The organism is Desulfovibrio piger ATCC 29098, assembly GCF_000156375.1.
GTDB classification, from domain to species: Bacteria; Desulfobacterota; Desulfovibrionia; order Desulfovibrionales; family Desulfovibrionaceae; genus Desulfovibrio; species Desulfovibrio piger.
In genome coordinates this window covers 1-19,365 of sequence record NZ_DS996354.1, presented here as the reverse complement: position 1 = coordinate 19,365, position 19,365 = coordinate 1, and the positions used below count along the sequence as shown (strand labels likewise).

Genomic DNA, 19,365 nt, shown 5'->3' with positions numbered 1-19,365 from the left:
CCGGAAAAGACGCATCGGCCGCCATGGAGAAGGCGTAGCCTCCCTCGGACAGCCCCGCCCTGCGGGCAAAAATGAAAAATTCCCGGATCAGTCCGGTTCCGGCCAGCAGTGCCTGCGGTCATGCTCCTTGCAGGCGTAGAAATCCCGCTTGGCCAGATACATCTTTTTGTCAGCTTCGTTGATCTGCTCGTCGATACTGCCATGTTCAGCGCGCCAGGACGTGCCGCAGGAAATGGAGATACGGCTTTCCTCCATGGCCCGGAGCGCATCACGGACACAGGCCTCGAAAGCCTCCCGGCCGGATTCGCGATCGATGACGATGAACTCATCACCGCCTATGCGGTAGGCCTTTTTGCCAAAGGCCCGGAGGAGACACTCCGCTGTGCGGCGGATAAGGGCATCACCGGCCTGATGGCCCTGGAGGTCATTGATCTTCTTCAGCCCGTTCAGGTCGAAGTAGGCGATGCCCAGGCTGCCGCAATCCTTTCCGGACAGGGCGTCACAGACCTGGTTGTACCTGTTTCTGTTATACAGCCCGGTGGAAAGATCCTCCACGTACATATGGGCGATGACCTCGTGCTGCTCGGCGATCTTCCTTTTCTGGAGCTCGATCTGTTCCTGAAGATACCGGCGGGACTCCTCAGCCATCTTTTCAGGAAATCCGCTGTCGCTCGCGTCCATTTCGCTGTAAGGATTGGAAAGATGGAGATGACAGCAGCGGGGCCCCTGCGCCGTCCAGCGGAACACCATAGTGACGCGCTGGTGGACGCGCAGACAGATGCCGGAATCTGGAGCCGTGGCGACCCAGAGCATGCCCGTGCAGATGAACATGCCCGGCATGGGCCGGATGACATCATACCGCTCCTCGCCTATCTCGCAGCGGGGTACCTTGCCCGCGAAGGTCCTGAACGTTTTGACGACGGTCTCCGGCTCGACGGCGTACTCATGCTCTCCGGCACCGAACCAGCTGAACGCATCATCAAGATGGGAGAGCAGGAGCTCCGTATCGTTCTCGCAGTAGTGCTTATGCAAAAAAAGACGCGTCAGTTCCGCGACTTTCCTTTTTTTCGCATCGTCCGTCAGAGAGGCAGGCTGCATCCGGGCACCCCCTTGTCTGCATTGCCGGTAGCGATCCCCCATGCGCCCGTGGGCCCTTTTCCTGGTCCGCCCTGCCGAAGCCCCTCTCCGAAAGAGATGACCAGCAGGCAGCCATCACAAACGGCTGCCCCCATGCGCGCGAAACAGGCCGGGCCGGACGTCCACATACATCATAAGCCGAAGACAGGGAACTTCGAGCTTTGTGGATGGTACTCCCTTTCGCCCTGCATGGCTATAGTCCCCAGCCTTCCCCAAGGACTTCGGGCCCGGTCCCCTGCTAGGAACTGCGGGCATCCTGTTTTTCCCGCGCCGCGTCCTTTCCCTTTTTGCGGCTGCCCGGCTTCAGCTCGCTGACCAGCACCCCGGCCAGGATCATGGCACCGCCCAGCAGCGCCAGCCCCGGCAGGCGCTCCCCGGCCATACGGCCGAAGATGCCCGCCCAGACCGGCTCGCAAGAATAGATGAGCGTGGCACGGGTGGGCGAGACTTTTTTCTGCGCCCAGTTGATGGCGTACTGGATGCCCGCCGTGGAGACGCCCAGGGCAAAGGCGCTGCCCAGCACCAGCCAGGAAGGCGGCGGAACGCTTTCGCCCACCAGGGGCATGGTGGCGAAACTGAGCAAGGACGCCATGAGCACCTGTACGATGGTGACGCGCCGGGCATTGACGCTGCGAGCCACCAGGCCGATGAGGATGATCTCCATGGCGATGGCCAGCGCGCTGATGGCCGTCAGCATCTCGCCCCAGCCAAAGCCTGCGCTGCTGTCATCGGGCCCCGAGAGCAACAGGACGCCGGGGAAGGCCAGCGCGATGCCCACCCAGGCCATCAAATGCGGCGGCCGCTTCATGACCAGCCATTGCAGCAGGGGCACCAGCGGCACATAGAAGGCCGTGATGAAGGCCGATTTGCTGGCCGTGATGGTCTGCAGGCCGCAGGTCTGCAGGGCATAGCCGCCAAAGATGCACAGGCCGATGCTCATGCCCGCCCAGACTTCCCGCCAGGTGAAATCCTTGAGCAGCGGCAGAGAGAACAGGATCAGGGCCAGGGCGGCGAAAGCGAAACGCACGCCCACGAAAAAGAAGGGCCCCGTGGCCTCCAGGGCGCTGCGGATGATGATAAAGGTGGCGCCCCAGATCATGGTGATCAGGACCAGTGAACCTTCCTCCAGGGGGATGCGCGCCCGCAGGCGCGCCAGCAAGCCCGACATACTAGCTTCCTCTCATGCTCAGGATCAGCGCAGCTGGCTGTCCTTGCTGCCTTTGCGGTTGTACAGATGCACGGCGTGCTGTTCCCTGTCGGCTTCCTGCTGGCATTCCAGACACAGCCGCACACCGGGCAGGGCCCGACGACGGGCTTCGGGGATGGGTTCGCCGCATTCTTCGCAAAAAGCACGGCTCTCGCCCCGGGGCAGACAGGCCCTGGCCCGCCGTACCTCGTCAGCTATGGAATCCTGGATCTGGTCCTGCACGGCATTGTCGCCCGCCCAGCCTACCGCCATGGTGCACCTCCCGAACATGTTCCGCAGTGATCCCGCCGCGCTGCCGTCTTGCGGCAACGGGGACAGACTATAGTCATGCTCCCCGCTCCAAGGCAAGAAGGTGTTGCCGTATGCAGGGCATCGTATTGACCCCGCCTTCCTTTCTTCTTACACTAGGGCATTCTTGTGAACACCGCCGTCTTTGGGCGGCAATGGCTGGAGGTCACCATGCATATCCGTTTCTGCTGACGCATGCGCCGGACTCCCGTGGGGAGATCTGTGCGTTCAGGCATGTGTGCCGGAAACGGATGGTCCTGGCGGCTCCCAGACAGCGCAAGACCTTTCCGGGCGATGCCTTCGAGGTAAGATGCTGCCCAGCATCGCCCGCCTGTCGCTTTCCTGCACCTTTCCTGGATGATGTGTCCCGATATGCTCCCGGGGCGTGCTGTCGTGGTCCCGTACCGCACACGCGCACCCCGTCCTCTGCCGGTGTTCCCGGCTCGAGGCGACGCGCCTGGTGGCGCGTTTCCCGCTGTTGCTGCAACAGCCCACATTTTCCGTACGAGAGGTCATCATGAAAACCTGCCGTTTCCTGCTGCCCGCCCTGATGGCGGGCCTGATCTTTGCCATGACGTCCCATGCCGCTCCCCTGGACAACTTCAAGGGCCTTTCCGGCACGCTTGATATCGCCGGCGGCACGGCCCACATCCCGGTCATGAAAGGCGCTGCCAAAAACATCATGACCGCCAACCCCGACATCCGCATCACCGTGGCCGGCGGCGGTTCCGGCGTGGGCGTGCAGCAGGTGGGCGAAGGTCTGGTGCAGATCGGCAATACCGGCCGCGCCCTCAAGGAAAAAGAGATCGCCAAGTACGGCCTGCAGAGCTTCCCCTTCGCCATCGACGGTGTGGCCCTGGTGGTCAACCCTGCCAACAAGGTGCGGGCCATCACGGCCCAGCAGGCCCAGGACATCTTTGCCGGCAAGATCACCAACTGGAAGGCCCTGGGCGGCGCTGACGCCCCCATCACGGTCTACACCCGCGAAGACGGCAGCGGCACCCGTGAAGTCTTTGTGGAAAAGGCCCTGAAGAAAGGCCCCATCGTGGCTTCCGCCAACGTGGTGAACTCCAACGGCGCCATGAAGACGGCCATCGGCCAGGACAAGCTGGGCATCGGCTATGTGGGCATCGGCCATGTGGACAAGAGCGTGGCTGCCCTGACCTTCGACAAGATGGTCCCCTCGCAGGAAAACGCCGCCTCCGGTGCCTACACCCTGACCCGCCTGCTCTACATGAACACCAAGGGCGCGCCTTCCGGCCTGACCAAGGCCTTCATCGACTACATCTACTCGCCTGAAGGCAGCGCCATCATCGAAAAGAGCGGCTACATCCCCACCGGCCGCAAGTAATCCGTCATCGTACTATGCGGGGCGGCCATGCCGCCCCGCCGGGATACTCACATGGCACTTCCTTTCCTGCGGCACAGCGGTACCCTGCCCCGCCTGTGCGGCCTGCTCGTCATCCTTGCCACGGGCGCGCTGTTCGCCCTGGTGGGCTGCTTTGCCCTGCCCGTGCTCTGGAGCGCCCAAGGCAGCCTGATCTTTTCCTGGACGTGGCGCCCCCCTGCGGACTTCGGCATCCTGCCCATGCTGGCGGGCTCCCTTATCCTGTCCTTTTCCGCCCTGCTGCTGGCCTGGCCCCTGTCCCTGGGGCTGGCCTGCGCCCTGCAGGATCCCACCCCGGCGTTCTGGCAAAAATGGCTCACGGGCCTCATCCGCTTCATGACCGCCATCCCCACGGTGGTCTACGGCTTTGCCGCCGTGTTCCTGCTCACTCCTCTGGTCAGGGAGGCCGCCGGACAGGGCTCCGGCCTGTGCTGGCTCTCCGCCGCCTGTGTCCTGGCCCTGCTCATCAGCCCCACCATGGTGCTGGTCATGGACGTGGCCCTGCGCGAACAGATGCGCCGCCTGCTCCTGCCCGCTCTTTCCCTGGGCATGAGCAGGGATACCGTCCTTGCCTGCCTTGCCCTGCCCGCCGTCCGCCGCTGGCTGCTGACCGCCGGACTGCTGGGCTTTGGCCGGGCCATCGGGGATACCCTCATCCCGCTCATGCTCAGCGGCAATGCGCCCAACGTCCCGCACAACCTGTTCGCCGGGCTGCGGACCCTGACCGCCCACATGGGCCTGGTCACGGCCACGGACGTGGGCGGCCCGGCCTACAATTCCCTGTTCGTGGCCGGGGGGCTTTTGCTCTGCATCAGTACCGGCGTCAGTCTGGTGCTGCGGCGTCTGGAAAAAAAGCAGGACATGCTCCTGCCGCCCGTGCCCGCCTTCTGGCGCCGCCATGCCCCCGCGGGCCTGCACCTGCTGGCGCGCGGCGCCGGTCTCCTGTGCAGCGCCTGTGTCCTCGCGCTGCTGGGCTTTTTGCTCTGGCGGGGGCTGCCGGTGCTGGATGCCGCCCTGCTGGTGGGCGACGCGCCGTTCTGGCCCGCCCTGCTGGGGCGCTTCCCCATCTGGGACGGCATCTGGCCCGCCTGTCTGGGCACCCTGTGCCTGCTGGGCATCACCATGGCCCTGGCCCTTGTGCCCGGTATCGGCTGCGGCATCTACCTGGCGGAATACGCCCCGCCGCGCATGCAGCGCCTGCTCAACAGCCTGATGGACATCCTGTCCGGCGTCCCGTCCATCGTGATGGGCATCTTCGGCTTCACCCTCATCCTGTTCCTGCACCGTCTGGGCTTTGCCGGGGCCAGTTCCGGCCTGCTGCTGGCCGGGGGCTGCCTGGCCCTGCTGGTCCTGCCGGCGCTGGTGGTGACCACGCGCACCGCCCTGGAGAGCCTGCCCGCCTCCCTGCGCCTGAGCGGGGCCGCCCTGGGACTGCGCCACGGACAGATCGTGCGGCATCTGCTACTGCCCCAGGCCAGCCGCGGCATCCTGAGCGGCGTCATGCTGGCCCTGGGCCGCTCCGCCGAAGATACGGCCGTCATCCTGCTCACCGGCGTGGTGGCCAACGCCGGGCTCCCCGCCGGTCTGGGCCTGCGTTTCGAAGCCCTGCCCTTTTTCATCTATTACACGGCTGCCCAATACCAGACACCGGAAGAGCTGCAGCGGGGCTTCGGCGCCGCCCTGACCCTGCTGGCCCTTTCCGGCGGCCTGCTCCTGCTGGCCTGGTGGCTGCATGAACGTTTCCGCCGGGAACGGCAGCCGGGCATGACGCCCCTGACGTTTTCGGGAGGACCGCAATGACCCCTCTGGTCCGCATCCATGACCTGTGCCTGCACCTCAACGGCCGTGCCATCCTGCACCATGTGGATCTTGAACTGCCGCGCCACGGCATCAGCGTCCTGCTGGGGCGCTCCGGTTCCGGCAAGACCAGTTTCCTGCGCTGCCTGAACCGTTTGCACGACTGTACCGGAGACAGCCGCATGCAGGGACAGGTGGAACTTTTGCTGGACGGGAAGATGCAGGACATCAGCCGTCTGCAAGGCGAAGAGGCCCTCTCCCGCCTGCGGCGTCAGGTGGGCATGGTCTTCCAGACCCCCAACGTGCTGCCGGCCAGCATCGGACAGAACCTGCTGCTGCCCCTGCAACTGGCTGCCGGACTGGATATGGGCGAGGCCCGCTCCCGGGCCCGGCGCAGTCTGGAGGACGTGGGCCTGTGGCCGGAAGTCCGCGACAGGCTGGGCGATCCTGCCGGCTCCCTTTCCGGCGGCCAGCAGCAACGCCTCTGCCTGGCCCGCACCCTGGCCCTGGAACCACAGATCCTCTTGCTGGACGAGCCCACGGCGTCCCTCGACCCGGCCAGTACCCGCCGCATCGAGGATCTTCTCCTGCAGCTTTCGGAGCGTTACGCCATCATCCTCGTCTCACACGGGATCGCCCAGGCTCGCCGTCTGGCGTCCCGTCTGCTGCTGTTTGAGGATGGCCATGCCCGCGGCCCCTTCCCGCCGGAAGAGCTGGCCCGCATCTTCCCCCATGAGGACGCGGCGGAACAGGCCTGAGACGAAAAGCTCGCAGCCGGGCACCACGTCCGGCGGGCCGTTTTTCCTCTGGCAGGGCGTCAGGCATCATGCTATCCAGAAATGAGGAACCCCTGCCCGTGACGGGCAGATCGTCTAACCCCTTGCAAGGATCCGTCATGTCTGCTGCCATCCGCAATCCCATGCCGCTGTGGGGATTGTACTTTTTGCTGCTCGTGGCCATGTTCGCCACGCCCCTGTCCAACCTGAGTTTCCTGCTCTGGATCATCGCCCCCCTGCTGGCCCTGACGATCCGCAACAGCGCCCGTAAAGAAGGCCTTGAGGACGAGGCCCAGCACGCCTCCTGGATCATGGGCTCGGCCGGTCTCTTCCTTCTGCTGGTCTTCCTGCTCATCGGCGGCATGGCCACCGCCAGCTCGACCCTGATCGGAGCGGAGTCCCAGCAACGCATCAACGAGATCAGCGCCGCCATGAGCCAGCAGCAGATGCCCTGGAAGGACGCCTTCGTCCAGCTGCTGGAAGTCCAGGGCGTCAAAGGCATGATCCTCATCTGCGCCGGCGGGCTCCTGCTGAGCGTGCTCTGGCCCCTGCAGCGTATCCTCCAGGGCATGGTGGCCCTGAAGATGCAGGTAGCCCCGCGCCGCATCTCCACGGGCGGCAAGCTGCTGACCCTGTTGCTGGCCGTGCTGCTGGCCGGGGTCTCCTGTCTCGCCGCCCTCGGCGCGACCCTGTAAACAGGCCCCAACAGACAAAGCGTCCGGGAACAGAAGGGGGCTGCCTGCCGGTCTTGCCTAGTACAGGCGGGCAGTTCCTGAGCCTCGGCATCCCAATGGGGTATCGCATGATCCGTCCCCGCTTCCGTCATATCGGCAGTCCTCGCTGCCTGATCCTGTGCTGCCTGCTGCTCCTGCCCTGGCTGGGCGCCTGCGCCCCCCAGTACGGTGTGAGCGTGGATTCCCTGCGCGGCCCCCAGGCCGACAGCGCGGGCACCGTCTATGTGCCCCGCCCCGGCGTGGAAGGCATGGCCGAGGACGATCTGCTGTTCCGGGATGTGGCCGCACAACTGGAACCTTGCTTCACGGCCCGGGGCTACACCCTGAAACTGGACGAACAGACGCAGGACAAGGGCGATAACCTGGTCTTCATCAGCTTCGGCATCAGCGAGCCCGACGTGCGCATCTACACCACGGTCAGCTATGTGCCCTACACCTGGGGCCGGGGGCATTTTCGCCATACCCGCTGGGTACGCGAGGAAGACACCCGGACCAAGGTCTTTTTCCATGCCGGGCTGCTGCTGGAAGGCTGCACACGGGCGCCGGACGGCGGCCGCGGCAAGAACCTCTGGCGGACAGAGATCCGCTGTACGGCACAGGATGATGATTTTCGCACCCTGCTGCAGGCCATGCTGCCCGTTTTACAGCAACATCTGGGCAAGGATACCAGCGGACGGCGCTATTTCGTCGTGACGCTGGACGAGGATGAACCACCTGTGGTGGAAGAAAAGGAAGTCACGGCCAACTGACATGGAGCCGATCCATCGCCATAAAAGAGCCCTGCCGGTCTCCGGCAGGGCTCTTCTTCCATCAGGGCCGCGTCATGTCTTCACCCGTCCAGCCGCCGCCAAGGGCCCTAATAAGAGCGACAGCGTCCTTGGCCATGGCCGCCCGGTGCGAGGCGTATTCCGTTTCGGCGCTCAGGCTGGATGCCTGGGCCGTCAGCACGTCCAGATAGTCCCCCTTGCCCCCCGCGTACAGATCGCGGGAAAGCAGCAGGGCCTGCCTCTGGTGGTCCCTGGCCGCGCGCAAACCGTCCTCCCGGCGTGATTCCTTTTCATGGGCCGACCAGGAGGTCTCCACGTCATGCAGGGCCTCCAGGACCGTTTGACGGTATACGAGGGCGGCCTCTGCCGCGGCGGCCCGTGCCTGGTCCACGGCGGCCTGGGTGCGGCCGAACGAAAAGATGTTCCAGTTCACCATGGGCCCCGCGCCCAGGCTCTTCATGGCCTCGCTCCAGGAGACGAAGTCCGAGGAAGTGACGGCCCCGCTGCCCACAAGGGAAAAGCTGGGGAAGAACGAAGCCTCGGCCACCCCGATACGCGCCGTGGCTGCATGATGCTCGGCTTCGGCCTTGCGGACGTCCGGCCTGCGGCGCAGCAGATCGGAAGGCACGGCCGAAGGCAGGCTGCGCAATTCCGGTATGGGCCCATAAGAAGACAGACGGGCATCGAACATGCCGGGATTGCGGCCGGCCAGGGCCTCCAGTCCGCGGATGGCCGACACGACCTCCGCTTCCGCCGACGGCACGGAGGCCTGTGTGGTCTCCATCTGGGCCCGGGCGGCGTGCAGGTCGAGCATGGCCACCGTACCGGCATCGGCACGGGCCTGTATGATGCGTACCGTATCCCGCTGCACCGCCACATTCTCCAGCGCGATGCGGAGTTTTTCCTGTGCCAGCCGCAGGTCCACGTAGCCTGTGGCCACTTCCACGGCCAGAGAGGCGCGTGCGTCGGCAAGGCTTATGCCCGCGGCCTCCAAATCGGCACCGGCCGCTTCCAGACTGCGCCGCAGCCCGCCGAACACATCCACGGCCAGCGCCAGCTGCACGGAAGCGTCCAGCTTGGTGGCTGTCCCGTCGGGCGCGTAGTTCCGGGAACGGGCCAGCTCGCCCGCCCCCGTGGCATCCGGCAGGAATTCCGCACGGGCCTCCATGCGTGCCGCCCGCGACTGGGCCACCCGCTGCACGGCCTGCCGGACGGAAAGGCTGCCCTCCTGCGCTTCGAGCACCAGAGCCGTCAGCAACGGATCATGGAAGTCCTCCCACCAGGAAGGACGCAGGGGCGCTCCCGTACCGGCAAGCGTGCCGGGCAGGAAGTTTTCCGGCACGTCCACGTCAGCCCGCTTGAAATCAGGCCCCAGGGTACAGCCGCCCAGGCCGGACAGACCAACGGCCAGCAGCAGGCACAGGGCCGCGCGACCGCCGCGGAACTTTCGTGTGGCCTTTTCGCGCAGGCGCTGGAAAACGGCGTACAGGGCCGGAGTGAACACGATGCCCACGCATGTGGCCGCCAGCATGCCCGAAAAGGTGGTGATGCCGATGGCCTGACGGCTGGCGGCACCCGCACCGTCCGCGAACACCAGAGGCAAAACGCCGAAGAGGAAGCTCCAGGCCGTCATCATCACGGCGCGGAAACGCAGATTGGCTCCCGAAAGGGCCGCTTCCTCGATGCCTTTGCCGCCCTCGCGCTCCTGTTTGGAAAACTCCACCATCAGGATGGCGTTCTTGGCCGCAAGACCGATGAGCATGACCAGGCCCAGCTGGGCATAGATGCTCATGGATTCTCCGCAGACGGTCAGCCCCAGCAGGGCCCCCAGTACGGCAAAGCTGACGGTCAGCATCACCGGTACGGGGATCGTCCAGCTCTCGTACTGCGCCACCAGGAAAAGATAGGCGAACAGCAAGGCCAACCCCATAAGGAAGACTATCTGCCCGGTGTTCTGCTTTTCCTGATAGCTGAGGCCCGTCTATTCGATATGGTATCCTTCAGGCAGCTCGATGCCCTCGATGGCCGCGTACAGATCGCCGGAGCTGACACCGGGAGCGCTCTGGGCGTTGATCTCCGCCGCGATCATCTTGTTGAAGCGCGTGATCTGGCGCGGCCCCACTTCATACTGGAGCGTGCCAAGGGCGCTCAGGGGCACCATGTCACCGCTGCTGTTGGGGATGAGCAATTCTTCCACATGATGCAGCGACGAGCGGGCGTCGGCCCCGGCCTGGAGCTTGACCTCGAAATTATTGCCGCTCAGGGTGAAGTCATTGATATAATAGGATGCCAGCACATCCTGGAGCGTGGAGAAGACGGTCCCGGCCTGCACGCCCAGCAGTTCGGCCTTCTCACGGTCCAGACGCAGACGGAGCTGCGGCGTGGCCGCATCATAGGCCGTCATGGCGAACATGGTCTCGGGCCGCGCCGACAGATCACGGACAAAGGAATCCGTGACGGTGGCCAGCGCGGAGGCTTCGATGTCTCCGATGCCGCAGATGTCGAACGAGGCCCCGCCCGTGGCGCCCAGGCCCATGATGGCCGGCGGTGTGAAGGCCACGATGCTGGCGGCGGCGATATCGTGCGTCCGGCCCTGGATCTGTCCCATGATGGCCGAAAGACGGGTCGGCGGCGTGGTGCGCTCCTCCCAGGGATCCAGCTCCACGATGCACATGGCCGCATTCTCCCCGCTGCCGCTGAGCATGCTCATGCCCGAGACCTGCATGACGGAATGGATGCCGGGGATGGCCGACAGACGCTCGCGCACCGTGGCCAGCACCGCATCGGTACGCGCCTGGACGGCATCGCCGGGCAATTCCACATTGCAGAAGATGACGCCCTTGTCTTCCATGGGCAGAAACGACGGCGGGATATGCCCGTACAGGAGCCATACGCCGAGGAAGGTCCCGCCCAGTATGCCCAGCGTCAGCCCGCCGCGCCGGACAAGACGCCCCGTCATGCCCAGATAGCGGCCGCGCAGGGCGTCCAGGAACCTGTTGACGGGCAGGAAGATGGGCGCGCACTGCCCGCCCGACCGACGCAAGACCAGGGCACACAAGGCCGGGCTGAGCGTCAGCGCCACCACGGTGGAAAGACAGAGAGCCACACACATGCTCACCGCGAACTGGCGGTAGATGGCCCCCACCATGCCGCCGTAAAAAGCCAGGGGCGCATAGCAGGCCACCGTGACCAGGGTCGTGGCGATGACCGCCCCGGTGATCTGCCGCATGCTTTTTATGGCCGCCTCCCGGGCGGACAGGCCTTCGCGCTCCATGATGCCCTGCGTGTTCTCCACCACCACGATGGCATCGTCCACCAGGGAACCGATGACGAGGATCAGGCCGAACATGGTCAGGGTATTGATGCTGTATCCCAGAGCGTACATGACGCTGAAGGTCCCCACCAGCGATACGGAGATGGCCACCGCCGGGATGAGCGTGGCCCGCCAGTCCTGGATGAAGAGCCACGTCACCAGGACGACCAGGATCAGGGCCACCACCAGGGTGGACACCATCTCCCGCATGGACGCGACGATGAACTTGGTCGGGTCATAGGCGATGGAATAGCTCACACCGGGCGGGAAGCGCTGCTCCTAGGTGGCCAGCTCGGCCTTGATGCGGTTCATGGTCGCCAGAGCATTGGCATCGGAGCTCCTGTACAGGGACAAGCCCACGCTTTCCTTGCCGTTGAAGGTGGAACTGCCGGCATAGCTGCTGGAGCCCAGCTCCACGGTGGCCACGTCCCGCAAACGCACGATCCGGCCGCTGTCGGCATCGGAACGGACGACGATCTCGCCGAATTCCTCCGCCGTCTTGAGGCGCCCCTGCACATTGAGCTTGTAGGAAACGTAGCGGTTGCTGCCTTCGGCCCCCAGCGTACCCGCGGCCGCCTGCACGTTCTGCGCCTCCACGGCGCTCCTGATCTCGCTGGACGAGATGCCGAGCCCGGACATGCGCAAGGGATCCATCCAGATGCGCATGGCGTATTCCTGCTGCGACATCATGTCCGAGGAGGAGACCCCCTCCAGACGGGCCAGGGCATCCTTGACGTTGTTGTTCACGTAGTTGACCAGCTCGTTCAGGCTCAGGGAGGTGCCGTCAGTCTGGAAGGCCAGCATGGCCAGGATGTCGTTGCCGCGCTTCTCCACCGTGATGCCGACCTTGGTCACTTCACTGGGCAGCTGGGCTTCCGCCCGTTTGACGGCATTCTGCAGATTGACGAGGGCGATGTCCGAATCCGTGCCGGACCGGAAGGTCACGGAACAGGAATAGGAGCCGGAGTTGCTGCTGGTGGAAGAAAAATACAGCAGATCCTCCACGCCGTTGATCTCGTTCTCCAGCGGCATGGCCACGGTCTGGGCCACCACGTCGGCACTGGCCCCGGAATAGGTCGCCGAAACGAAGAGCGTGGGGGGCGCGATCTCGGGATATTCCGCCACCGGCAGGTTGGCCAGGGAAATGCCGCCGGCCAGCAGCAGGATCAGGCTCACCACAGCGGCCAGGCGGGGACGTTCGATGAAAATGCGCGAGAACATGCTAGTCCTGCACTCCGGCATCCGTACCCTTGCGGGCGTAGTCCACCTTCATCCCGTCAACGACCTTGTGCGTGCCATCCGTGACGACCCGCTCATGGACGTTCAACCCCGAGCGGACCGCCTGGGATTCGCCCACCAGATTCCCCAGCGTCACACGGCGCAGGCTCACCCGGTCGTCCTCCTGCACCACATAGACGAACGCTCCCTGCACGTCATGCTGCACGGCCGACGGGGGCACCGCAGGCACGACGCTGTCCGTCTGCCGGTACAGGGTCACCACGACGGTGCTCTCGGGCACAAGACGGCTCTGGGGGTTGGCCAGTTCGGCATAGACCAGGACCGTGTCCGTCCTGCCCTCCGCCGTGTTGTCCACGATGGTCACCCGGCCTTCGGTCCCGTATTCCGTGCCGTCGGCAAGGCGTACCCGCACTCGCCCCAGCGAGCGCAGCTCTTCCTCAGAGCCGAAAACAGCCTGCATATCGCGAACGCTCAGACCAAAGCGTACCCGCACAGGATCCGTCCTGACCAGCGTCACCAGCGTGCCGGACGACGTGGTCACATAATTCCCGGCCGTGAATGCCGTGACCCCGATGCGCCCGGCCATGGGCGCCACTATCTGGGTATTGCGCAAGTCGTCCTGGGCCGTCACAAGATCTGCCTCCGCAGCCAGCAGCTCACCATAGGCCACCTGCTCCGTCCGCTCGGCGCTTTCCAGCACATCACGGCTGACGGCCTGCTTTTTGAACAGGCTGCGATTGCGGGCCAGATCCGCCCGGGCATAGGCGTGTTCCGCCTTGTACTGCACGACCTTGCCCCGGGCATTCTTTACCGCGGCCTCATAGCGTACCGGATCGATGCGGTAGAGCATCTGGCCAGCCTGGACCGTGTCGCCGTCGCGAAAGCCCACCTCCAGGATCTCGCCCGCCACCCGGGGCACCAGCGATACCGTGGCAGGCGAGACCACCCGGCCCGTATAGCGGCGGCTCTGGGTGTCCTGCACGGCAAGGACTTCCCCCACTTCCACCACAGGCGCCGGCGGCGGCATGCCCGGTCCCGGCATGGCCGCCCGGACAAGCGGAACAGCACACAGGAGCAACAGCAGGGACAACAGGACGGATCTTTTCATTTGCCCGCTCCCTGCGCCTGTTCTGCCCGCAATTTCTTGCCTTCCTCCAGGGCGATGGCAAGGACCCGCTCGAAGGTGGCCCTGTCTTCCGCCGACACGTCACGCAGCAAATGATCCAGGATGCCGTTGATCTTGTCGTGATGGTAGCGGTAGCGCTCCATGCCCTTATCCGTCATGCGGATGGAGACAGCCCGCCGGTCTTTTTCCGAAGGCTCCCGTACCACGAGACCTTCCAAGACCAGGCCTTGCACCGTCTGGGAGATGCAGCCCGGCGAAAGGTACAGCAACTGGGCCAGTTCCTTGACCATGAGCCCCTTGGGGGCACAGGCCACCAGAGCTTCGATGATCCGCCCCGGGGCCGTAGGCAGCGTCCCTTCAGGCATGTCCGGCCCCTGGGTAGGGTGCTTGCCCAACGATAACAGGATCTCCGAAAGATCCGGAATCTGCGTCCATTCCATTTTAGCCTCGCAATTATTTATTTAAAAAATAGTTTAGTTACTAAACTATTTCTCTATGCTCCCCTCCTTCTCCTGTCAACCGCTTCGTCCCATCCTCTTCCGGCCCAAACGCCAGCAGGGAGGCCTGCCGTCGCTGCGGCAACGCCTCCCTGCTGCATGGAAATCCCCTGCGGATCGGCCGAAGACCGTACGGATCAATCCTGCGGACTCCCTGCCAGATCCTTGATCCAGCGGATGGTCTGACGGCTCATTTTTCGATGCATGTCCTCATCATTGCTCACATGCAGGGCCCGGGCCAAGCAACCGGCCACACAAACAGGCTCCAGTCCGGCCTTGCGCCGGTCATGGCACAGATCGCACTTGAGGGCCTTGCCGGTAACGGCATCCAGATGGGGCACATGATAGGGGCAGGCCGTCACGCAGGCACCGCACCCCGTGCAACGGTCGGCATCGATATGGACGATGTTCTCCTCGTCCAGCCACATGGCGTCATGCTCACAGGCACGAAGACAGGCGGGCCGTGCACAATGTACACAGGTCACGAAGCCCAGGGGCAGGCTGACCTTGCCCTCGGACAGAGCGGGCGTGCCCCCCAGCTGACGGCATAGGGGCACGGAAAGCCCATGCCACTGACGGCAGTGGATCTCGCAGGCCTTGCAATTGACACAGCGATTTTCGTCAAAAACGATGCAGGTGGAACGGCTCATCACTTTTCCTCCCGGGCATGCTCATTGTGGACAGGGCGCAAGGTCACAAAATGTTCCTGCAGGGCAAGGCCATGGACCATGGTATCTTCCTTGTCCAGCCCGCCTCGCATGAATTCCTGGTCCGCCAGTCCCTTGCCGCGGGCCCGGCTTTCCACCGGCAAACGATGCCCGAAACCATGCAGCATGAACACGGCATCGGGATGCATGCCCGGGACGACACGCACCCGGATCTCGCCTCCTTTGCCGTCAACGCCTTCCATACGGACGGTATCCCCATCCTCCACGCCCAGTTCCCGGGCCCGTTCAGGGGCGATCCAGGCGCGGTTCTCCGGCAGACTGTCGTGCAGCAAAGGATTGTTCTGGGTGTGCGAGTGGGTGTGGCGCGCATTGCGGCCCACGATCAGACGAAACTGTCCCTTCCCCGGCCGGGGCACGTCCTGCCAGGGGGTGAGCGAAGGCAGTCCGGCATCCTGCCAGGGGCCGAAAAGGACCTCTATCTTACCGGAAGACGTCGCGAAACGGGGTCCAAGATCGATGGGAGCGTCGGAGAGGGAGACGGAACCATGGCGGAAATCCTCCACGGCGACACCCGTGCCTTCCAGCTGGAAACGCCAGACATCTTCCAGCGTCTCGCATGCCAGGTCCTCCAGTCCCAGCCGACGGGCCAGCTGCCCCAGGATCCACCAGTCCGGACGGGTATTGAAACGGACATCAGCAGCCGGGCTGCGCATGATGAAGGCAGGCTTGCTGCCGTTCTTGACCTGGAGCAAGGATCCCCGCTCCACGAAGGACGGCATGGGCAGCACCACATCGCTGAACCAGGCCGTATCCGACCAGGAAAACGTCAGCGAGACCATCAGATCCAGACCGGCCAGCTGGGCCTTTTGCTGTTCAGGATCCGGCATGGCGGACAAAGGGTCGTGCTTGAGAGTAAAGTACGCCTTGACGGGATACGGATCCCCGCTTTCCACGGCCCGAAAAGCCTTGTGCAGCAGGCTGGCACCGGGGGCAAAAGCCGGTTCCGACCAACCGACGCCGTCCGCCCGCTTTTCTTTGGGGGCAGCATACAGCGAGGAGAAGGAACGCAGCCCTTTGCGCCCCGCATCCTTGGGCCCCGCCGCCAGCAACAGGCCCCCCTTGCTGCCGAAAGCCCCCAGCAGCGCATCGATGAGATAGGCCGTACGGCAGACCATGAAGGACTGGGGATAGCGCGTGCTCATCCAGCCGCCATGCCAGATGACCTGCGGCGCCGCTGCCGCCAGGGAACGCGCCAGCTCCACCATGACATCTGCCGGGATGTCGCACTCTTTTTCGGCCCATTGCGGCGAATAGGGACGCACGAAGTCCGCCAGAGCTTCAAAATCCTGGACATAACGCTCCACGTAGGCGGCATCGTAGAGCTTTTCTTCGATCAGGACATGGAGCACGGCCAGGTTGAGGGCCAGGTCCGTGCCGGGACGGATGCAGATATTCTGCTGTGCCTTGAGACCCGTCACCGTGGGGCGAACGTCCACACAGGTCAGACGGCAGCCCTTGTCCAGCGCATCCATCACCTGATTGAGCTCCCCTACCTTGAGGGATTCCAGCAGGTTACGCCCCTGTACGACGATATGGCGGCAATTCTTGAAATCATAGATCCATTTGCCGCGCCCGTGACCGGTCAGGGAATAGGAGGCCTGATTGACGTTATGGGCACAGGCATCATCATGGGTGCAGTAGTTGGGCGAGCCCAGGCCGCGCATCAGGGCCTTGCTCATGTCGGAGAACGGCCCGGGCCGCTCGGACCAGAGCACACTGCGCGGCCCGTAGGTGGCCATGATCGTTTTCAACCGTTCCGCCACATAATCCAGGGCCTCGTCCCAGCTCACGGAACGCCACTGCCCTGCTCCGCGCTCTCCGGCACGAATCAGCGGCCCCTGCGGGCGTTCGTCATCAGCATAGAGGGCTAGGGACGCGGCCCCCCGGGGGCACAGGGCCGCGCCGGAGGCACTGTGGCTATTGCCGCATATCCAGCGCGGCACGCCATTTTCACAATGGATCTCCACAGGGCAGCGTGTATTGCACATGCCGCACAGGGAGTAGACGATGGATGACGCCATATATGGACTCCTGCCCGCAAAGCGGGCGTGTATTAATCGAGGATCGTCCCCTGACCTTCCTGCATGACGGGACACAGCACGCGTCCCAGCAGCAGGCGCAAGGGGATGTAGGCCAGCACGAACCAGAAGACGAAGCCCGGTTCGGGACCCAGCAGGGGCAAAGAAAAAGGAAGAGAGGGGCTGACCGTACCGAAACGGGTCTGCATCCAGGCCAGAGCCAGGGGGACCGGCCACAGCGACGCGACCCACAAGGCCCCATTGAGGGAAAAGTAATAGCCAAAGGCTTCATGCCCCTGGCGATTGACAGCCTTGTAAGCCTCCTTGCCGCTCTCGCGCAACGCGCGCTCACTCAGCTTGTGATAATGCTGCATCTCGGCGCGCAACTCCTTGAGCCGGGCCGCATGCATGCGCTGCCCGAGCCGCAAGGTCAGCAGGCCCAGCACCACGGTCTGGACCGCCAGCACGCATGTTCCCACCATGTAGCCCCATTCCGGCAGGTCCGGGAGCCAGCGGTATGGAGCGATGCACCAGGGATCCATCCATAACAAAAAACTTTCCATACCCATCAAAAAACAGGGCAGGGAAAGCCCCTGCCCTCCGGTAGTTAGCCGAAAATACGGTAATTAAAGAAGCCGCGCAAGACGTAATCCGTGCCCACATACAAGGCAAGGACGATGAAAAGGCGCTTCAGCCAGATGTCGGAGAAGAAACGGGAGGTATAGGGGCCGATAAGCGACCCCACAGCGATGCCCACCAGCTCCAGCCCCACCAGAGACCAGTCCACGGTCACGCCGTGCAGCAGCAGGGTCGTGATGCCGGTAATCATGCTCACCAGCACGGCCAGAGCTGACGTCCCGGCGGCCAGATACATGGGCAGCTGGGTGATGCTGGTCAGGAAAGGGACCAGCAGGAAACCACCGCCCACGCCCAGGAAGGCGGCAATGGAAGAAATGACGATGCCGCCCACGAACGGCAGTATGGGATTGAAGGAAAATTCCACGCCACAGAAGGTGAAAACGCAGCGCCCCAGGCTGAAGCTGCGCAGGCGGACACCGGTCTCCACGGCCTCACCGGAGTTCTTGTTTTTGATTGACGCTTCAAAAGCTTTGGCCGCTTCCTTGGCCTTGGCTTTGGAACGCTGGCCGGCCGGAGAGGTCTCCCACATCAGATAGCAGCCCAGCAGCAGGACAAAGAGACCAAAATAACCCTGATAAGAGGAAAAATTCAGTTTTCCGGCCGTCAGCTTGACGGCCATGAAGGCGCCCACGATGGAGCCCAGGCCTAGAGCGATCCCCAGCGGCAGCACGATACGCTTCAGGCGATAATAGCTGAAGGTGCTCAGGGCTGCGGAAAGCCCGGCCAGCATCTGGTTGGAAGCCCGGACGGAGTCGGTGATGGACTTGTTGAGGGGCGTCTGTCCAAAGGATTTGGCGTAGGCTCCCAGTCCGTGCACGCTCATGTGCCCCACACCAGCCATGACGCCACCAAAAGCCCCTACCATGGAGAAGATCCAGCCTACCCAGAGGGCCCAGCCAAAAGCCAGCAACATATTGGTCTGCGGCCCACCGGGAATACCAAGATAACCGGGGGCCGCCTGCATGTCGATGGATTGCGGCGCCGTTTCAAGCTGCTTGGCAATGGCATCCGCGAGCGGGCTCGTTTCCGCCGCCAGCGCAAGGCCGGCATAAAGAGCGATGCTGGCTATACTCAGGGGGATCGCCAGAATACTTTTTTTCATGGAGCCTCCTTATTAATGTAATAGTTATTATTTTCAATATATATAAAGAGCACTTTCCGCAAGCCCACTTTTTCATGAAAGGCATACGGTGAAAAGTATTCCTGCGCGCGCCAAACTCCCCCGACGACAGGCCCGGCTCACCATCCAACTGGAAGGCTCAGGCTCTGCCTGCTGTGACGGACACTTCTTCTCATGGAGACAGACAGTCAGAAAACAAACGAGCACTCACAGCGCACAGTCTGTGCTTTCCCCCTCTGTCGCAGCGTCAGCCTTTTGAGAGCAGTGGATTACGGATGATAACAACACCGCTTTACGCCAGAGGACATCTCCCCAAACGACTGGCATTGCCCGGGATTCCAGATCTACCACGACTCCGTCCGTACCTTCCACGGCTAAACTGCTGCAACGCAGCCACGAGGCTTGTATCTCGATTATATGGTCTTTCCCAAGGTCACAGTCATCCCGGCCACGCCACAGACTTTCCATCCTTGCACAGGCCCACCGGTAAAAGTTTTTGGAAGGGTGGGGCACGGGGAGGGAGAACCTTTTTCCAAAAAGGTTGCCCTCCCCGCAAGCTTTTCCACCAAAACAAAAAAATCCCCGGCTGTAG

General features: G+C 63.7%; 15 protein-coding genes and 1 pseudogene. 5 read left to right on the top strand and 11 right to left on the bottom strand.

Annotated features, from left to right (window positions below; genetic code table 11):
* Nucleotides 1-87: 87 nt before the first annotated feature.
* The 3 genes from DESPIG_RS12680 to DESPIG_RS02135 all read right to left on the bottom strand — a co-directional run bounded on the left by DESPIG_RS12680 (nt 88) and on the right by DESPIG_RS02135 (nt 2,596).
* Complete coding sequence (locus DESPIG_RS12680; RefSeq protein ID WP_169304807.1) at nt 88-1,032, bottom strand: diguanylate cyclase domain-containing protein; 945 nt, start codon at nt 1,030-1,032, stop codon at nt 88-90.
* Nucleotides 1,033-1,375: 343 nt separating this feature from the next.
* On the bottom strand, nt 1,376-2,305 hold the full coding sequence (locus DESPIG_RS02140) for a DMT family transporter (protein WP_006004514.1): 930 nt from the start codon (nt 2,303-2,305) through the stop codon (nt 1,376-1,378).
* A gap of 24 nt (nt 2,306-2,329) precedes the next feature.
* On the bottom strand, nt 2,330-2,596 hold the full coding sequence (locus DESPIG_RS02135) for a DksA/TraR family C4-type zinc finger protein (protein ID WP_040369105.1): 267 nt from the start codon (nt 2,594-2,596) through the stop codon (nt 2,330-2,332).
* Between the two features lie 553 nt (nt 2,597-3,149).
* Between DESPIG_RS02135 and DESPIG_RS02130 the strand changes: the two genes are divergently transcribed.
* From DESPIG_RS02130 to DESPIG_RS02110, 5 genes are all read left to right on the top strand, one after another.
* Complete coding sequence (locus tag DESPIG_RS02130) at nt 3,150-3,983, top strand: phosphate ABC transporter substrate-binding protein (RefSeq protein ID WP_006004506.1); 834 nt, start codon at nt 3,150-3,152, stop codon at nt 3,981-3,983.
* A gap of 51 nt (nt 3,984-4,034) precedes the next feature.
* Nucleotides 4,035-5,819: a phosphate ABC transporter permease gene (locus DESPIG_RS12675; protein ID WP_006004503.1), complete on the top strand. Its 1,785-nt coding sequence runs from the start codon at nt 4,035-4,037 to the stop codon at nt 5,817-5,819.
* Complete coding sequence (locus DESPIG_RS02120) at nt 5,816-6,574, top strand: phosphate ABC transporter ATP-binding protein (RefSeq protein WP_006004501.1); 759 nt, start codon at nt 5,816-5,818, stop codon at nt 6,572-6,574. The genes DESPIG_RS12675 and DESPIG_RS02120 overlap by 4 nt, the downstream gene beginning before the upstream one ends.
* Nucleotides 6,575-6,711: 137 nt before the next feature.
* Nucleotides 6,712-7,287: a hypothetical protein gene (locus DESPIG_RS02115; protein WP_006004500.1), complete on the top strand. Its 576-nt coding sequence runs from the start codon at nt 6,712-6,714 to the stop codon at nt 7,285-7,287.
* 107 nt (nt 7,288-7,394) lie between these two features.
* Nucleotides 7,395-8,075, top strand: a complete 681-nt coding sequence (locus DESPIG_RS02110) for a hypothetical protein (RefSeq protein WP_040369104.1) — start codon at nt 7,395-7,397, stop codon at nt 8,073-8,075.
* A gap of 61 nt (nt 8,076-8,136) precedes the next feature.
* Here the strand turns inward: DESPIG_RS02110 and DESPIG_RS14215 are convergent, their stop codons facing one another.
* The 8 genes and pseudogenes from DESPIG_RS14215 to DESPIG_RS02075 form a co-directional block, all read right to left on the bottom strand.
* Nucleotides 8,137-9,483, bottom strand: a complete 1,347-nt coding sequence (locus DESPIG_RS14215; protein WP_340140053.1) for an efflux transporter outer membrane subunit — start codon at nt 9,481-9,483, stop codon at nt 8,137-8,139.
* Between the two features lie 84 nt (nt 9,484-9,567).
* Nucleotides 9,568-12,627: pseudogene (locus tag DESPIG_RS14300) on the bottom strand (efflux RND transporter permease subunit); the annotation flags it as partial.
* Between the two features lies 1 nt (nt 12,628).
* On the bottom strand, nt 12,629-13,753 hold the full coding sequence (locus DESPIG_RS02100; RefSeq protein WP_006004489.1) for an efflux RND transporter periplasmic adaptor subunit: 1,125 nt from the start codon (nt 13,751-13,753) through the stop codon (nt 12,629-12,631).
* Nucleotides 13,750-14,136: a MarR family winged helix-turn-helix transcriptional regulator gene (locus DESPIG_RS02095; protein ID WP_040369102.1), complete on the bottom strand. Its 387-nt coding sequence runs from the start codon at nt 14,134-14,136 to the stop codon at nt 13,750-13,752. Before DESPIG_RS02095 ends, DESPIG_RS02100 begins: the two co-directional genes overlap by 4 nt.
* A 269-nt stretch (nt 14,137-14,405) precedes the next feature.
* On the bottom strand, nt 14,406-14,918 hold the full coding sequence (locus DESPIG_RS02090) for a 4Fe-4S dicluster domain-containing protein (RefSeq protein ID WP_006004484.1): 513 nt from the start codon (nt 14,916-14,918) through the stop codon (nt 14,406-14,408).
* On the bottom strand, nt 14,918-17,017 hold the full coding sequence (locus DESPIG_RS02085; protein ID WP_040369101.1) for a molybdopterin-dependent oxidoreductase: 2,100 nt from the start codon (nt 17,015-17,017) through the stop codon (nt 14,918-14,920). The genes DESPIG_RS02090 and DESPIG_RS02085 overlap by 1 nt, the downstream gene beginning before the upstream one ends.
* Before the next feature lie 32 nt (nt 17,018-17,049).
* Entirely contained in the window at nt 17,050-17,556 is a 507-nt protein-coding gene (locus DESPIG_RS02080; RefSeq protein WP_278338017.1) for a hypothetical protein, read from the bottom strand.
* Between the two features lie 65 nt (nt 17,557-17,621).
* The gene (locus tag DESPIG_RS02075) at nt 17,622-18,755 is read right to left on the bottom strand and encodes a sulfite exporter TauE/SafE family protein (protein WP_006004476.1); all 1,134 of its coding nucleotides are present in this window, start codon (nt 18,753-18,755) and stop codon (nt 17,622-17,624) included.
* Between the last annotated feature and the right edge of the window lie 610 nt (nt 18,756-19,365).

Coding starts and splice junctions, on each gene's coding strand:
- DESPIG_RS02140 (WP_006004514.1), bottom strand. CDS start 2,305: ATGTCGGGCTTGCTGGCGCGCCTGCGGGCGCGCATCCCCCTGGAGGAA.
- DESPIG_RS02135 (WP_040369105.1), bottom strand. CDS start 2,596: ATGGCGGTAGGCTGGGCGGGCGACAATGCCGTGCAGGACCAGATCCAG.
- DESPIG_RS02130 (WP_006004506.1), top strand. CDS start 3,150: ATGAAAACCTGCCGTTTCCTGCTGCCCGCCCTGATGGCGGGCCTGATC.
- DESPIG_RS12675 (WP_006004503.1), top strand. CDS start 4,035: ATGGCACTTCCTTTCCTGCGGCACAGCGGTACCCTGCCCCGCCTGTGC.
- DESPIG_RS02120 (WP_006004501.1), top strand. CDS start 5,816: ATGACCCCTCTGGTCCGCATCCATGACCTGTGCCTGCACCTCAACGGC.
- DESPIG_RS02115 (WP_006004500.1), top strand. CDS start 6,712: ATGTCTGCTGCCATCCGCAATCCCATGCCGCTGTGGGGATTGTACTTT.
- DESPIG_RS02110 (WP_040369104.1), top strand. CDS start 7,395: ATGATCCGTCCCCGCTTCCGTCATATCGGCAGTCCTCGCTGCCTGATC.
- DESPIG_RS02100 (WP_006004489.1), bottom strand. CDS start 13,753: ATGAAAAGATCCGTCCTGTTGTCCCTGCTGTTGCTCCTGTGTGCTGTT.
- DESPIG_RS02095 (WP_040369102.1), bottom strand. CDS start 14,136: ATGCCTGAAGGGACGCTGCCTACGGCCCCGGGGCGGATCATCGAAGCT.
- DESPIG_RS02090 (WP_006004484.1), bottom strand. CDS start 14,918: ATGAGCCGTTCCACCTGCATCGTTTTTGACGAAAATCGCTGTGTCAAT.
- DESPIG_RS02085 (WP_040369101.1), bottom strand. CDS start 17,017: ATGGCGTCATCCATCGTCTACTCCCTGTGCGGCATGTGCAATACACGC.
- DESPIG_RS02080 (WP_278338017.1), bottom strand. CDS start 17,556: ATGGATCCCTGGTGCATCGCTCCATACCGCTGGCTCCCGGACCTGCCG.
- DESPIG_RS02075 (WP_006004476.1), bottom strand. CDS start 18,755: ATGAAAAAAAGTATTCTGGCGATCCCCCTGAGTATAGCCAGCATCGCT.